Origin of the sequence: Citrobacter sp. Cpo090, assembly GCF_030332665.1 — a bacterium.
GTDB lineage: Bacteria > Pseudomonadota > Gammaproteobacteria > Enterobacterales > Enterobacteriaceae > Citrobacter > Citrobacter portucalensis.
Window position 1 is genome coordinate 217,916 of the sequence record NZ_JAOWHK010000035.1, and the last position, 14,650, is coordinate 232,565.

14 protein-coding genes, 1 tRNA gene and 2 pseudogenes are annotated in these 14,650 nt (G+C 53.9%); 2 read left to right on the forward strand and 15 right to left on the reverse strand.

Annotation, left to right across the window (positions count from 1 at the left end; translation table 11 throughout):
• Positions 1 to 151: 151 nt before the first annotated feature.
• From OGY83_RS19190 to OGY83_RS19205, 4 genes and pseudogenes are all read right to left on the reverse strand, one after another.
• Positions 152 to 397: a hypothetical protein gene (locus OGY83_RS19190; RefSeq protein WP_191234657.1), complete on the reverse strand. Its 246-nt coding sequence runs from the start codon at positions 395 to 397 to the stop codon at positions 152 to 154.
• Positions 397 to 872: pseudogene (locus OGY83_RS19195) on the reverse strand (DUF2778 domain-containing protein). The gene OGY83_RS19190 and the pseudogene OGY83_RS19195 overlap by 1 nt, the downstream one beginning before the upstream one ends.
• Positions 869 to 1,124, reverse strand: a pseudogene (locus tag OGY83_RS19200) (Hcp family type VI secretion system effector). Before OGY83_RS19200 ends, OGY83_RS19195 begins: the two co-directional pseudogenes overlap by 4 nt.
• 679 nt (positions 1,125 to 1,803) lie before the next feature.
• A tRNA-Ile gene (locus tag OGY83_RS19205) sits at positions 1,804 to 1,879 on the reverse strand.
• Positions 1,880 to 2,004: 125 nt separating this feature from the next.
• Here OGY83_RS19205 and mug point away from each other — a divergent pair.
• A complete protein-coding gene (mug, locus tag OGY83_RS19210; RefSeq protein WP_149281949.1) occupies positions 2,005 to 2,511 on the forward strand; it encodes a G/U mismatch-specific DNA glycosylase in 507 nt (168 codons plus the stop codon).
• 45 nt (positions 2,512 to 2,556) lie between these two features.
• Here mug and rpoD read toward each other — a convergent pair whose 3' ends face one another.
• The 3 genes from rpoD to rpsU form a co-directional block, all read right to left on the reverse strand.
• Entirely contained in the window at positions 2,557 to 4,401 is a 1,845-nt protein-coding gene (rpoD, locus tag OGY83_RS19215) for an RNA polymerase sigma factor RpoD (RefSeq protein WP_048213265.1), read from the reverse strand.
• Positions 4,402 to 4,565: 164 nt separating this feature from the next.
• Positions 4,566 to 6,311, reverse strand: a complete 1,746-nt coding sequence (gene dnaG / locus OGY83_RS19220) for a DNA primase (RefSeq protein ID WP_038633998.1) — start codon at positions 6,309 to 6,311, stop codon at positions 4,566 to 4,568.
• 237 nt (positions 6,312 to 6,548) lie between these two features.
• Positions 6,549 to 6,764: a 30S ribosomal protein S21 gene (gene rpsU, locus OGY83_RS19225; RefSeq protein ID WP_001144069.1), complete on the reverse strand. Its 216-nt coding sequence runs from the start codon at positions 6,762 to 6,764 to the stop codon at positions 6,549 to 6,551.
• 236 nt (positions 6,765 to 7,000) lie between these two features.
• Between rpsU and tsaD the strand changes: the two genes are divergently transcribed.
• Positions 7,001 to 8,014, forward strand: a complete 1,014-nt coding sequence (gene tsaD / locus OGY83_RS19230; protein ID WP_286636664.1) for a tRNA (adenosine(37)-N6)-threonylcarbamoyltransferase complex transferase subunit TsaD — start codon at positions 7,001 to 7,003, stop codon at positions 8,012 to 8,014.
• Between the two features lie 85 nt (positions 8,015 to 8,099).
• Here the strand turns inward: tsaD and ureG are convergent, their stop codons facing one another.
• The 8 genes from ureG to OGY83_RS19270 all read right to left on the reverse strand — a co-directional run bounded on the left by ureG (position 8,100) and on the right by OGY83_RS19270 (position 14,616).
• The gene (gene ureG / locus OGY83_RS19235; protein ID WP_003828463.1) at positions 8,100 to 8,717 is read right to left on the reverse strand and encodes an urease accessory protein UreG; all 618 of its coding nucleotides are present in this window, start codon (positions 8,715 to 8,717) and stop codon (positions 8,100 to 8,102) included.
• A 9-nt stretch (positions 8,718 to 8,726) separates the two neighbouring features.
• Positions 8,727 to 9,398: an urease accessory protein UreF gene (locus OGY83_RS19240; RefSeq protein ID WP_286636665.1), complete on the reverse strand. Its 672-nt coding sequence runs from the start codon at positions 9,396 to 9,398 to the stop codon at positions 8,727 to 8,729.
• Positions 9,398 to 9,856: an urease accessory protein UreE gene (gene ureE / locus OGY83_RS19245; protein ID WP_194211405.1), complete on the reverse strand. Its 459-nt coding sequence runs from the start codon at positions 9,854 to 9,856 to the stop codon at positions 9,398 to 9,400. The genes OGY83_RS19240 and ureE overlap by 1 nt, the downstream gene beginning before the upstream one ends.
• Before the next feature lie 9 nt (positions 9,857 to 9,865).
• Positions 9,866 to 11,569 (reverse strand): urease subunit alpha, encoded by a 1,704-nt coding sequence (ureC, locus tag OGY83_RS19250; RefSeq protein ID WP_286636668.1) that lies wholly within the window; start codon positions 11,567 to 11,569, stop codon positions 9,866 to 9,868.
• Positions 11,562 to 11,882 (reverse strand): urease subunit beta, encoded by a 321-nt coding sequence (locus tag OGY83_RS19255; RefSeq protein ID WP_071446135.1) that lies wholly within the window; start codon positions 11,880 to 11,882, stop codon positions 11,562 to 11,564. The genes ureC and OGY83_RS19255 overlap by 8 nt, the downstream gene beginning before the upstream one ends.
• Before the next feature lie 9 nt (positions 11,883 to 11,891).
• The gene (locus OGY83_RS19260) at positions 11,892 to 12,194 is read right to left on the reverse strand and encodes an urease subunit gamma (protein WP_003024678.1); all 303 of its coding nucleotides are present in this window, start codon (positions 12,192 to 12,194) and stop codon (positions 11,892 to 11,894) included.
• A 10-nt stretch (positions 12,195 to 12,204) separates the two neighbouring features.
• Positions 12,205 to 13,029: an urease accessory protein UreD gene (locus OGY83_RS19265; RefSeq protein WP_286636767.1), complete on the reverse strand. Its 825-nt coding sequence runs from the start codon at positions 13,027 to 13,029 to the stop codon at positions 12,205 to 12,207.
• Positions 13,030 to 13,152: 123 nt separating this feature from the next.
• Entirely contained in the window at positions 13,153 to 14,616 is a 1,464-nt protein-coding gene (locus OGY83_RS19270) for an anion permease (protein WP_286636669.1), read from the reverse strand.
• Positions 14,617 to 14,650 lie beyond the last annotated feature (34 nt).

Sequence of the window (14,650 nt, forward strand, 5' to 3'; positions counted from 1 at the left end):
CTGACACCCCGGAATTCGGCATATTCGGCTTTAACCATCATTATGTGCTGTGCTCTTGATTGTGTTGCAAATGATGCAATGACTGGATCTATTGTTGCTAACTACGGCGGGGAAGGTAAGAGGAGCCCGGCTAGCATGACCGGGCTGGTACTTAATCTTGTTTTTTCTTCTGCCTGGCGATAACAAAAATCAACAGCGTGTTGATGAGTACCGACACACAGAGGACGGTTAGCATAAACAAATCATTCCAGTCCTGTTCGGTAATAAAACCAACTAGATCGCTAAAACGCTCGAACAAATATACCTCAGGCAATAGCAGGTAACATGCTGAAAAAATAAGGGTAAATGACATAAACTGAATGAGCCATAATCCTACTTGTTTCGCTGGTGTCATCATTAATACACCTGAATTGTGCCGTATGCTTTGAGTGACGCCGTTACCAATACTGTTGGGGCCCTCATGAGCGCTTCACGCAACACAGTAAAATGAGATGGAGAAGGAAGTGTTATGCAGCCGTTACTAATCCCCTCATATCCTGCCGGGTGAAGCCTAAAGTTTCCCCTTTCGACCTGAGCAACGAAAGTGTGGTCGTCGATGTTGCTGTCCACTCTGTACAGGGCGAACCAAATTGAGTGATCCGATCCTGTGTATGTCGTAGCAAAAACATCTCTTACGCGAGTGCTCAGGCTGCGGGGGCGGTCGACAATATAATATTTTCCTGGCGGCAATGGGCCAATATTCTTTACCGTGATTGAGTCCGGATTATTACGATGTTGCCCTGTATTACCGGAGTATGCGGGGAAGAAGCCTATCCCAGGGCAGCTCAGGTTGACAGTGCATTCCCGTTCAGCCGAAAGGTGCAATGGATCATCGCTCGTTCCACGCATCAGTGAACATGATATTCCCATCACAGTGCTTCCAGGTAATTTTCTCATAGCGCAGCGACACGGCCTCTAGATGATTATGTTTTTCGGTACCGGCATTTTTGCAGTTATGCATCAGTGGGCAGCCCGTGCGCGAAACTATGAATCTCGATGCTGCCTTCTCTATTCTGAACATCAACAGAACCTTTAATATCTGCATTGCCATCATCTTTTAGCCAAAGATAAGCAGGTATAGCCATGTCAAAAACTCCACCTTTAAATTGTTCTAAATATTAATAACCCCCTTGTAGATAAAAATTATCACATAAAGTGTTATGTGTTTTATTTATACTAGGTTGATATTTATGAATTAAATTATTTTTCATAAAGTATGCTGAAAATATATTTTATGAATATATAGATTGAGCTGATTGTTTTAGAGGAAGGTCTCTATTTTATTACATTCGTAACCACAAAGTTCGGATTGATATGTTTGATAGTGATAAATTTCTTATGGCATTAGAATGGGTGGATATTTATAGGCCATATCATAGATATTATGATATATATGTAATGAGTTTATATGTCATTAGCTCAGAAAATGAAACTACAACATTTAAATAAGAAGTTAAGAACGAAGGAAATTATTCGGTGAAGTGGTTGGCTCCTGACCGAGGATCTTGGGAGTATAGATCTGAAACTGTGATGCAAAAATAAATTGAGTTCTATGAAGGTAAATTGTTGTCCTATCTTGAATCAACTGATGTCTCAGATCTGAGTGGGGATTTTGCTTTTTTCTCTACAGCTGAAGAGCCTCCGACCAGGCCAACATTGAAGAAATACAGTAGTGTTGAACAAGCACTGAATAGCTTTCTGGACTAGTTTCTAGACTTTGCTCGCTTGAGTTAAGGCGGCATGGTACGCAATAGCCTTGAAATTTGGTGGCCCCTGCTGGACTTGAACCAGCGACCAAGCGATTATGAGTCGCCTGCTCTAACCACTGAGCTAAGGGGCCGTGGTGGTGGATTATAAAGTAACTCTGCGTTGCAATCCAGACATAAGCGTACGGATGCTGTTTTTATAAACAATGTATTTTCAGTCCGTTATACTTGTTCCCTTGATGTATTGTTCGGAGTAATTATGGTTAAGGACATACTGGCACCGGGGCTGCGGGTGGTGTTTTGCGGCATCAATCCGGGGCTATCTTCCGCAGGTACAGGATTCCCCTTTGCACATCCCGCCAATCGCTTCTGGAAGGTCATCCATCAGGCGGGATTCACCGAGCGCCAGCTTAAACCTGAAGAGGCACAGCATCTGTTGGACTTCCGCTGTGGCGTGACTAAATTTGTCGACAGACCAACGGTGCAAGCCAATGAAGTGAAGCTACAGGAGATGCGTAACGGTGGTCGTCTGCTCATTGAGAAAATAGAAGAGTATCAGCCAGCCGCGCTCGCTATCCTTGGGAAGCAGGCATTTGAGCAGGGGCTTAGCCAGCGTGGGGCTCAGTGGGGGAAACAGACGCTGACCATTGGCGCGACGCAAATATGGGTATTGCCGAATCCTAGCGGGTTAAGCCGTATCACGCTGGATAAACTGGTGGAGGCGTATCGGGAAGTGAATGACGCCCTGGTCAGGCGGGGACTATAAAGAAAAACGCCACCTTGCGGTGGCGTTTATGCTTATGCGGCGAGATTAATCGTCCAGGAAGCTACGCAGCACTTCAGAGCGGCTCGGGTGGCGCAGTTTACGCAGCGCCTTCGCTTCGATCTGACGGATACGTTCGCGGGTAACGTCGAACTGTTTACCCACTTCTTCCAGCGTGTGGTCGGTGTTCATATCGATACCGAAACGCATACGCAGGACTTTCGCTTCACGAGCGGTCAGGCCAGCCAGAACATCGTGCGTTGCGGCACGCAGGCTCTCGGTGGTCGCAGAGTCCAGCGGCAGCTCGAGGGTGGTATCCTCGATGAAATCACCCAGATGCGAATCTTCATCGTCGCCGATCGGCGTTTCCATGGAGATAGGCTCTTTAGCGATTTTCAGCACTTTACGGATCTTGTCTTCCGGCATCAGCATGCGCTCAGCCAGTTCTTCTGGCGTCGGCTCACGGCCCATCTCTTGCAGCATCTGACGGGAGATACGGTTGAGCTTGTTGATAGTCTCAATCATATGTACCGGGATACGGATGGTACGCGCCTGATCCGCGATCGAACGGGTGATCGCCTGACGGATCCACCAGGTTGCATAGGTGGAGAACTTGTAACCACGACGGTATTCAAACTTATCAACCGCTTTCATCAGACCGATGTTGCCTTCCTGAATCAGATCCAGGAACTGCAGGCCACGGTTGGTGTACTTTTTAGCGATAGAGATAACCAGACGTAAGTTCGCTTCAACCATCTCTTTTTTCGCACGGCGGGCTTTCGCTTCACCGATGGACATGCGACGGTTGATGTCTTTAACCTGCTCGATGGTCAGGCCGGTTTCTTCTTCAATCTGCTGCAGTTTCTGCAGGCCGCGGTGAACGTCATCTGCAACATCGTGCAGTTTTTCAGACCACGGTTTGTTCATCGCGATTGCCGCGTTGAACCAGGTTTCGCTGGTTTCGTTGCCAGTGAACAGGGTGATGAAGTTTTTCTTCGGCATTTTGCACTGCTCAACGCAGAGCTTCATGATCAGACGTTCCTGAGTACGCACGCGGTCCATCATGACGCGCATGCTGTTTACCAGGTAGTCGAACTGCTTCGGCACCAGGCGGAACTGTTTGAACACTTCGGACAGCTTCTGAATTTCTTCCTGCGCGGCAGCATGGCTGCGGCCTTTCGCTTTGATGGTGTCGCGAGTGATTTCGTACTGAGTACGCAGTTCACCGAATTTTTCACGCGCTAATTCAGGGTCGATGCTGTTGTCGTCATCGCTGCTGTCGTCGTCTTCTTCTTCATCTTCGTCTTCATCGTCATCCATCTCTTCCTGAGAGAGTTCAGAGCCGACGTGGGTCGCCGTTGGCGCCATGTCTTCTTCCGCGTTTGGATCGACAAAGCCAGTGATCAGATCGGAAAGACGTGCTTCTTCAGCTTCTACGCGATCGTACTGCTCAAGCAGGTAGGTGATAGCTTCCGGGTATTCGGCAACGGAGCATTGAACCTGGTTAATCCCGTCTTCGATGCGTTTAGCGATGTCGATTTCGCCTTCACGGGTTAACAGTTCAACGGTACCCATTTCACGCATGTACATGCGGACCGGGTCAGTTGTACGACCGATTTCGGACTCAACGCTGGACAGAACCTGGGCAGCCGCTTCTTCCGCGTCTTCATCGGTGCTGTTGGAGGTTTCAGCAAGCAGCAGATCATCGGCATCAGGTGCTTCTTCCATCACCTGAATACCCATGTCATTGATCATTTGGATGATGTCTTCGATTTGATCTGAATCGACGATATCTTCCGGCAGATGGTCATTGACCTCGGCATAGGTCAGATAGCCTTGCTCCTTACCACGTTGGACAAGAAGCTTCAGCTGTGACTGCGGGTTTTGCTCCATAAGACGGTATCCACACTTAATTCGTTTGATTGGTGTTGGGCGGTAAAACCGCCAACGGCAAAACGAGGGCATACTTATATTTTGCCGCTGCCTCTCCGTGCGGCTGTCGGGGGCTTCCCGATCGATATTCGGCAGTTAAGCCGTTAAATACTTTTGTCTTTCTGTTATTTCTTGGCCAGTTCCTGGTTCAGTGTCCAGAGTTCCCGGCGTTCTTCGCTACTTAAACCGTGTGTGCGCTCACGAGCTATCAACTCTTCCTGGCGCAGTTCAAGCATCGAATCAAACATATGGTTGAGTGAGTCGGTGAAGGTTTTTTCCGCGATATCTTTATCTGCTATATCGTCCCACATCGACAGTTTTTCAAGGGTCGCAGCATCATTTGTGCCACGATAGTGTTCTAAAAGTTGCCCGGTGGTCAGACCTGGCTGAGCCAGACAAGTGTTGACCAGTTCTCTGAATAAGCCAAGTCCAGGTAGCTTATTGCTATCCAGTGCGCCTAACGGTGGAACCAGCGGGGCCAAATCCGGATTCTGTACCAGCAACCCTATAAGTATACGCATGGTCGTACGTTTTAGCTGTGGAACAGGGCGGGAAGCCCCATTTTCTGCCAGTTTTGGCATTAAACGTTCAAGCTGGCTGTCATCCAGAATGCCGAGCTTGTTTCCCAACTCCTGTCGCAGGTAAATGCGCAACGTTTCGCCTGGTACCTGAGTAATCAGCGGTAATGCCAGCGTGCTGAGCTGTGCGCGTCCGTCCGGGGTACTCAAATCCACCTGCGGCAACAGGCTGTTAAATAAAAACGCGGAGAGCGGCAGCGCCTGCTCCATCCGAGCTTCAAAAGCCTCTTTCCCTTCTTTACGCACCAGCGTATCGGGGTCTTCACCGTCAGGTAAAAACATAAAGCGTAGCTGGCGTCCGTCTGTCATATAGGGCAGTGCGGTTTCCAGCGCGCGCCATGCTGCGTCGCGTCCGGCACGGTCGCCGTCGTAACAGCAAATTACGTTGTTCGTCGCACGGAACAACAGCTGGATGTGATCGGCGGTGGTTGACGTCCCAAGGGATGCCACGGCGTAGTTAATGCCGTATTGCGCCAGCGCTACCACATCCATATAGCCTTCTACCACTAACAGGCGCTGTGGATCGGCGTTATCCTGCTGGGCTTCATAAAGGCCATACAGCTGGCGACCTTTATGGAAAATATCGGTTTCAGGGGAGTTCAGATACTTCGGCAGGGCATCGCCCAGCACGCGTCCACCAAAACCAATGACCCGACCACGTTTGTCGCGGATGGGGAACATCACCCGTTCGCGGAAGCGATCGTAACTGCGTCCCTGATCGTTGGTGACCAACATCCCCGCATCGACCAGCGATTTGCGATTCTCAGCATTGCCACCAAACCGTTTCAGGACGTTGTCCCAGCCGGGGGGCGCAAAACCAATAGCAAAACGGGTGATAACGTCGCTACTTAATCCTCGCTTTTCCAGGTACTGGCGCGCAGGGGTAGCGGCGGGCTGCATCAAAGACTGTTGATAAAAAGTGTTCAGGCCGTCCATCAATTGATAAAGGCTTTGCCGTTGATGGCGCTCTATCTGACTGGGGCCACTGCCTGCTTCATAGGGCACTTCAAGGTTGTGCATTGCGGCCAGTTCTTCGACGGTTTCCACAAACTCGAGCTTGTCGTAGTTCATGAGAAAGTCGACGGCGTTGCCATGCGCGCCACACCCAAAGCAGTGATAAAACTGTTTTTCACCGTTTACGGTGAAAGAGGGGGTTTTTTCGTTATGGAACGGACAGCACGCGTGATAATTTTTGCCCTGCTTTTTCAGCTTTACCCGCGCGTCGATGAGATCGACGATGTCGGTTCTTGCCAGCAGGTCATTGATAAAAACGCGAGGAATTCGTCCAGCCATAAGCCCCTGTTTTTTGATGACTCATATACACAAAATCATTCAGGATGCATCAAGGCGGCAAGGAAGCGAATCCTCAGGTGCGTACAGCAGTACGTGACTGGGGGGAGCGACTGCAGCCAACACTGAGGCAGCTTGAATGATGACGTGTATAAACGAAAATAAGCCGCGCATTCCTTCCGGAAGCACGGCCTTACAACTACAACTCAGTCTGAATTGAGAGCTTTGGCTCTCAATAGATTAGTACAGACGAGTACGGCGTGCGTTTTCGCGAGCCAGTTTCTTCGCGTGACGTTTCACAGCAGAAGCTTTAGCGCGCTTACGTTCGGTAGTCGGTTTTTCATAGAACTCACGACGACGAACTTCCGCCAGAACACCTGCTTTTTCGCATGAACGCTTGAAGCGACGCAGTGCTACGTCGAACGGCTCGTTTTCACGTACTTTAATTACCGGCATGTAACTCTCACCTTTAATAAATTCGGTTTGCCGCTGGCATCAACGCCAGCTTATTTCAAAATGGTGCGGAATTTTACTGCAATTGCTGCTGCTTTGTAAAGCACCGACGCGATTTTGAAAGGGACTTTTATAAGGACAAGGAGTATACACGAGCGAAACTCCTGGGGCGAACAAAGTTTTACATCAACCCGCATTGGTCCTACACTGCGCGGTAATAGAGCGAGGTAAAACAAGTCATGCGTGTACTGGGTATTGAAACATCCTGCGATGAAACCGGCATCGCCATTTACGACGATGAAAAAGGTCTTTTAGCCAACCAATTGTATAGTCAGGTGAAATTACATGCTGACTACGGCGGCGTGGTGCCAGAACTGGCCTCGCGCGATCACGTACGTAAAACCGTACCGTTGATCCAGGCCGCGCTGAAAGAAGCGGGACTGACGGCAAAAGAGATCGATGCGGTGGCGTATACCGCAGGTCCTGGTCTGGTTGGCGCGCTGTTGGTTGGCGCAACCGTAGGACGTTCGCTGGCGTTCGCCTGGGGCGTACCGGCAATTCCTGTGCACCACATGGAAGGGCATCTGCTGGCGCCAATGCTGGAAGATAATCCGCCTGCATTCCCATTCGTCGCGCTGCTGGTTTCCGGCGGTCACACGCAGCTGATCAGCGTCACCGGTATCGGTCAGTATGAATTACTCGGCGAATCGATTGATGATGCCGCTGGAGAAGCGTTCGACAAAACCGCCAAGCTGCTGGGGCTGGATTATCCTGGCGGCCCAATGCTGTCAAAGCTGGCTTCGCAAGGCGTTGAAAAACGCTTTGTCTTCCCGCGTCCGATGACCGACCGTCCGGGGCTGGACTTCAGCTTCTCCGGCCTGAAAACCTTTGCCGCGAATACCATTCGCAATAACGAAAATGACGACCAGACCCGCGCTGATATCGCCCGTGCGTTTGAAGATGCGGTGGTCGATACGTTGATGATCAAGTGCAAACGCGCACTGGATCAAACCGGTTTTAAACGTCTGGTGATGGCGGGGGGCGTGAGCGCGAACCGTACGCTGCGCGCAAAACTGGCTGAGATGATGAAAAAACGTCGTGGCGAAGTGTTTTACGCGCGTCCGGAATTTTGCACTGATAATGGGGCGATGATCGCCTACGCTGGCATGGTGCGCTTTAAAGCGGGGGCAACGGCGGATCTTGGCGTGACCGTGCGTCCACGCTGGCCGCTGGCGGAATTACCGGCAGCATAAGTTATTTGCCCGGTGGCGCTGTGTTTACCGGGCAAAAAAACCGTAGACCGGGTCAGACGAAGCCGCCACCCGGCGATAATTCTCACTACATCCGCAGCATTCCTTTCTCTTCCAGAAACGCGATAATTTTTTCCAGGCCTTCTCCAGATTTTAAATTACTAAACGTCCATGGACGCTCGCCGCGCATGCGCAAGGTATCGCGCTCCATCACCTCCAGTGATGCGCCGACGTAAGGAGCCAGATCGGTTTTATTGATCACCAGAAAATCGGATTTGGTGATCCCCGGACCACCTTTACGCGGGATCTTCTCGCCTTCAGCAACGTCGATCACATAGATCGTCAGGTCCGCGAGTTCCGGGCTGAAGGTAGCGCTCAGATTATCGCCGCCGCTTTCCACAAAAATCAGATCCAGATTGCCGAATTTCTCGCTCAGCGCTTCTACGGCGGCCAGATTCATCGACGCATCTTCACGGATGGCGGTATGTGGGCAGCCACCGGTTTCCACGCCGACAATCCGTTCAGGCTCCAGTGCGCCCGCCTCGGTGAGAATGCGCTGATCTTCTTTGGTGTAGATATCGTTGGTCACCACCGCCAACTGATAGCTGCTGCGCATGGCTTTGCATAACGCTTCCAGCAGCGCCGTTTTGCCCGAGCCAACCGGGCCGCCAACGCCCACACGCAGGGGATGCTTGTAGTTACTCATTTTTTCTCCTCAGGAGCGGAATAATCGGGAATATTGGGTTTCATGCCGGGCAGAGGCGATAGCGGCCAACGGCGTTGCGGAGCCGAGGCTGGTGTCAGGCGTCGCCAGCGCCTGTGCCAGGCCCTGCGCATAGCGATCGCTGAGCGCAATAATCAAACGCTGGGCCGCCTGTTGTCCAAAAGGAACCAGCTTGACGCCAGCCATGACAGCGCTCTCAATCCAGCTGTAGCCGAGGCTTAACGCCAGCTCCGTCAGGGGAATTTTCCAGCGTACGCCCAGCCAGGCCATGCCGCAGAGTTGGCTGTCGGCGAAGAGGGTGCGCCACTCTCGCGAGCAATCCGCCTCCCAGTCGGTGACCAGCCGCGTAAACGCCGCACCCCGACTGCGTTCTTCATCCCGCAATTCGCGGGTTTCGCGACAGGCCAACAGGTAAGCGCTCCAGCGGCGTGCAGCGGTAAGATCGTCCTGCTCGCAGGCGCGATACAGTCTCGCCAGCAGCGGTAGGTCGACGGTAAAAAAGTTCTGCTCCATCTGCTGGATTTGCCAGGCAGAGAAGTCATCGACGCTTTTCACCCAGCCGATTTCCACCGCCCACTCCAGACCCTGGGACCAGGTAAACGACCCCACCGGGAGAGCGCTGCTGGCGAGCTGCATCAGACGTAGCTGTTGGCTGTTATGCATCAGTGCGCATGGCCGTGATGATGCCCGTGTGATTCACTGGCATAAGCGCCTGCTTCAGGTTCAAATGGCAACTGGGCGAATGTCACCTCAAGGTTGAACTGGCGCAGCATGTCGTCCAGCACATGATCGTGGTGGTAGCGCAGTTCGTCCGGCAGAATTTGCAGTGGAACGTGGCGATTGCCGAGGTGATAACAGGCTTTGGCGAGCAGGAAAGGATCGGCGCAGCGCACCACGGAAACCGACTCCGGCGCGGCGATCACTTCGATCACTTCGCGGCCATCTTCGGTGCTCAGCAGATCGCCACCGCGTAGCAGCAAACCACGCGGTAGCATCAGCCCGGCTTCGCGACCGTCATTCAGCGCCACTCTGGCGCGACTTTTTACCCGAACATCAATGGGCAGCGTGACGCTTGCAGTAACGCGGTGGGTGTGGTCAAGGCGTTGGGTCAGGTAGATCATCGTCACTCCTCAAAACAGAAAATAGCGTTGCGCCATCGGCAAAACGTCCGCCGGTTCGCTGGTGATCAGTTCGCCATCAATACGCACCTCGTAAGTCTGAGCATCGACGGTGATATTGGGTTGCAGGCCGTTGTGGATCATGTCGGCCTTTTTCACCGTCCGGCAGCCTTTGACGACGGCGATGGCGCTTTGCAGATTGAGCTGCTGTGGGATGTTTTGCACGTCAGCGGCCTGCGAAATAAAGGTCAGTCGCGTGTGGTGCCGTGCTGCGCCAAGTGCGCCGAACATCATGCGGTAATGCACCGGCTGCGGGGTGGGGATCGAGGCGTTGATGTCGCCCATTGGCGCACAGGCGATCATCCCGCCCTTGACGATCGTCGCCGGTTTTACGCCAAAAAAGGCGGGCGACCACAGCACCAGATCGGCCAGTTTGCCAGGCTCAATGGAGCCGACTTCATGGGCGATACCGTGGGTTAGCGCCGGGTTGATGGTGTATTTGGCGACGTAGCGTTTAACGCGCAGGTTGTCGTTGTCACCGGTTTCTTCTGCCAGCGGGCCACGCTGAACCTTCATGCGGTGCGCCACCTGCCAGGTACGTAGGATCACTTCGCCCACGCGCCCCATCGCCTGTGAATCGGATGAGGTCAGGGAAAACGCGCCAATGTCATGCAGCACATCTTCGGCAGCGATTGTTTCCCTGCGAATGCGGGATTCGGCAAAGGCCACGTCTTCGGCGATATCCGGGTCGAGGTGGTGGCAAACCATCAGCATGTCGAGATGCTCGTCAATGGTGTTGACGGTATAGGGCAGCGTCGGGTTAGTGGAGGAGGGCAGAATATTCGGATGCGCGCAGGCGGTGATGATATCCGGCGCATGGCCGCCGCCCGCGCCTTCGGTGTGAAAAGTATGAATGGTGCGATCGCCAATCGCCGCCAGCGTATCTTCAACAAATCCGGACTCGTTGAGCGTATCGCTATGCAGCGCGACCTGGATGTCCATCTCGTCGGCCACGGTCAGCGCGCAGTCGATAGCGGCAGGCGTGGCGCCCCAGTCTTCATGGATCTTCAGGCCAATTGCGCCCGCGCTGATTTGCTCGCGCAGGGCGTCAGGGTTTGAGCCGTTACCTTTGCCCAGCAAACCGATGTTAACCGGTAACGTGTCTGCCGCCTGCAGCATGAGCGCGATGTACCACGGACCCGGTGTGCAGGTGGTGGCGTGAGTGCCTGCCGCCGGACCGGTACCGCCACCGATCATCGTCGTCACGCCGGAAACCAGCGCCTCCTGCGCCTGCTGTGGGCAGATCCAGTGAATATGCGTATCCACGCCGCCCGCAGTGACGATCTTGCCTTCCCCGGCGATGACTTCAGTTCCCACGCCTATCGGGATCGTCACGTTGGGTTGAATATCGGGATTACCTGCTTTGCCGATAGCGAAGATCCTGCCGTTTTTGATGCCGATATCCGCTTTCACGATCCCCCAGTGGTCGACGATCAGCGCGTTGGTTATCACCAGATCCACGCATGCATCGGCGCGCATTTGTCCCTGGCCCATGCCGTCGCGGATCACTTTTCCGCCGCCGAATTTGACCTCTTCGCCGTAGGTGGTGAAATCTTTTTCCACCTCGATCCACAGGTCGGTATCCGCCAGGCGCACTTTATCGCCGGTGGTTGGGCCAAACATGTCGGCGTACGCCTGCCGGGAAATATCACTCATTATCTGCCTCCAGCGCGCCCATCACTTCGCTGCGAAAACCTACGATCCTTTGTGCGCCAGCAACGCGTACCAGTTCGACTTCGCGTTTTTGTCCCGGCTCAAAACGCACTGCCGTGCCCGCAGCAATGTTCAGACGAAAGCCGCGTGCGGCCAGCCTGTCAAAGCGCAGCGCCGGGTTCACTTCGTAAAAGTGGTAGTGCGATCCCACCTGGATGGGTCTGTCGCCATGATTTTCCACCACGATCGTGCAGATCTCTCGCCCCTGATTAAGTGCGATACTGCCTTTTGCGATCTGATATTCACCGGGGATCATTGCCGCTCCTTAGACGATCGGGTTGTGGACAGTGACCAGCTTCGATCCGTCCGGAAATGTGGCTTCAACCTGAATATCCGGGATCATCTCCGGTACGCCTTCCATCACCTGATCGCGGCGCAGGACGTGACGCCCGTCCTCCATCAGCGCGGCTACGGTTTGCCCGTCGCGTGCCCCTTCCATGATGAAAGCGCTAATCAGCGCCACCGATTCCGGGTAGTTCAGCTTCAGCCCGCGGGCCAGGCGACGTTCCGCCACCAGCGCGGCGGTAAACAGCAACAGCTTGTCTTTTTCTCTGGGGGTCAGTTCCATTAGGGTTCTCTTAGGTTTGCCAGATGCGCGGGAGTACGGGCGCTTTGTGTGTCAGCAGCGGGCGCAGAAATTGCCAGATGTCACGCATAACGCGCTGAACAATCAGGTTGTCGTCAGTAAGAAAACGGATTGTCAGCAGCGAGTCGTTAAGCGTTGCCCCAGCGTAATCGCCAAGCGCCGTAAGCCGCTCGCGCGTGCCCTCCAGCATGTGCTCGCTGGCCGGATAACACAGTAACGTACCGACCCAGGGATGATGTGCGACGCCGCTCAGATTCCCCTCCTGCAACTGCAAGCGTTCTATCAGCAGCGGCTGCCCATCTCGCCACACTTCCAGGCGATTTTGCAGCGTGCCGTGGCTGAAAGTTTCCTGCATGACAGGGCGTCCGAGACACAGCAGATCCCAGGCCAGCAGGCGGCTTGCGGATGTCAGATGAAAGACGGTCTGAATAGCGGCGTTGGCGCCGGGAAAGAGGATCGTATCCTGCGGTAGCCACTCCAGCGTCGCGTGAGGAGTGAGGGTAAAATGCTGGCGCAGTAATGCCTGTGGTCCACGACTGCGGTAAAACTTTCCCGCGCCAGGCTGGGTGATTAAGGCGTGGCTGTATTCGTCGAGCGTTACGGCGATATGGAGCTCATCTCCGCCGACGATCCCCGCCGGTGGATGAAGCAGATAAAGATGGCAGACGTCTTCTTCGGGGTAAAATGGGCGCTGAACCGTCAGTGGACCATGATGACGCGCCGAGGCGAGCACCGTTTTGTGCCCGGTGCGGGTAAAATGCAGATCCAGTTCGGCCTGCCAGCCCCGTGTGAGTGTCTCGTGCGCAACTGTGTCCAGGGCGTTTCCCCTATCAGCATGAGGGTGTTTGCATACAAAAAAGTATGCCTCAGCGCATCGGGAAATCGATCATATGAGAAGCTTATGGATAAAGGGGCGACGATACGCCGCCCCACCAGGGTTTTACAGTAAAACGAGGGGCATCCAGACCAGACCGGTAATCACCAGCAGCACGAGGAAAATCAGGCCAAAAATAGCACCGAGTCGCCAGTAATCCGCCGTTGGTAAATAGCCGCTGCCGTAGTAGATAGGGCTAGGGCCGGTGGCGTACGGGGTCAGAATGCTGCCCAGACCAATGGCGGCGCCGACCATCAGGCAGAAGACCGGTAGCGGGATTTCCGGCATCGCCAGCGCGGCGGCAATCATCATCGGCGCGAGGGCGGAGGTATAGGCCGTGGCGCTGGCAAAGAAGTAACGCAGCAGATAGAACACTACGATGAGCGCTACCATCACCATCATCGGCGAATAACCGCTCAGCCCGTTTGCCAGCAGCTTACCGAACCAGGTAATAAAACCGGTGTTATTGAGCCCGGTGGCCAGTGTTATCAGCGAGGCCAGCCAGAAAAAGACGTTCCATGCGGCTTTATTGCTGACGATGTCATCCCAGCTAATGATGCGCAGTACCAGCATCAACGCTACCACGCTGTATCCGACCATCGCGGCGTCAATATAATCACCGCCGAAGATCCACAGCACCAGTGCGCCGACCATCAGCACCAGCATCTTTTTCTCGCGAGCGCAGAGCGGTCCCATCGCTTTTAGTTCGGTATCCGCCCAGCGTGGAACCTGATCGCCGGATTTCAGCACCGGTGGATACAACACGTACGCCAGCCACGGCACAATCAGCACCAGCAAAATGCTCAGTGGCAACATGCCTAAGAACCAGTCGCCCCAGCTCAGCGCCGTGTGGGATGCGCCTTTCATCAGGCCTATCAACAGCAGGTTCGGCGCCATTGCCGTTAAGAAAATAGCGCTGGTAACGCAGTCGGCGACAATCCCCATCCACATGATGTACGAGCCAATGGAGCGTGAACTGGCGCTATTGGGCTGTGAGTTATACAGCGGCGGCAGGTTGCGGATAATCGGGTAGATTATTCCGGCCCCGCGCGCGGAGTTGGAAGGCGTGACGGGAGCGAGGATAAGCTCAGAGAACATCACCGCATAGCCGAGAAACAGCGTCCGGTGCCCCATCTTTTTCACCAGCATTAGCGCGATACGCCGACCAAGTCCGGTTTTCTCATAGCCAGTACCAAACATAAAGGCCGCGAAGATCAGCCAGATGACCGAGTTTGAGAATCCAGATACCGCCCACGACAGCGATTTGGCGGTAAATTTAAAACCGTCCTGCGCGAGTTGCTCCGGGCTGAACAGTAGCCACGGTGATAGGACGGCGATGATCGAAATACCAATCATCGCCACCACCGCGCCCGGTACAGGTTCCAGAATAAGTCCCACAATCACACCGGTAAAGACGGCAAAATAGAGCCAGGTGTGGCTCTCAAGACCGGTGGGAACGGGCAGAACAGCAATAATGGCGATGACCACCAGCGGAGCCAGGTATCGCCACCAACCAGCTAAAGGTGCCATTGTTGTATCCCTGCGAAAGGGGAGAGGCGTAGCG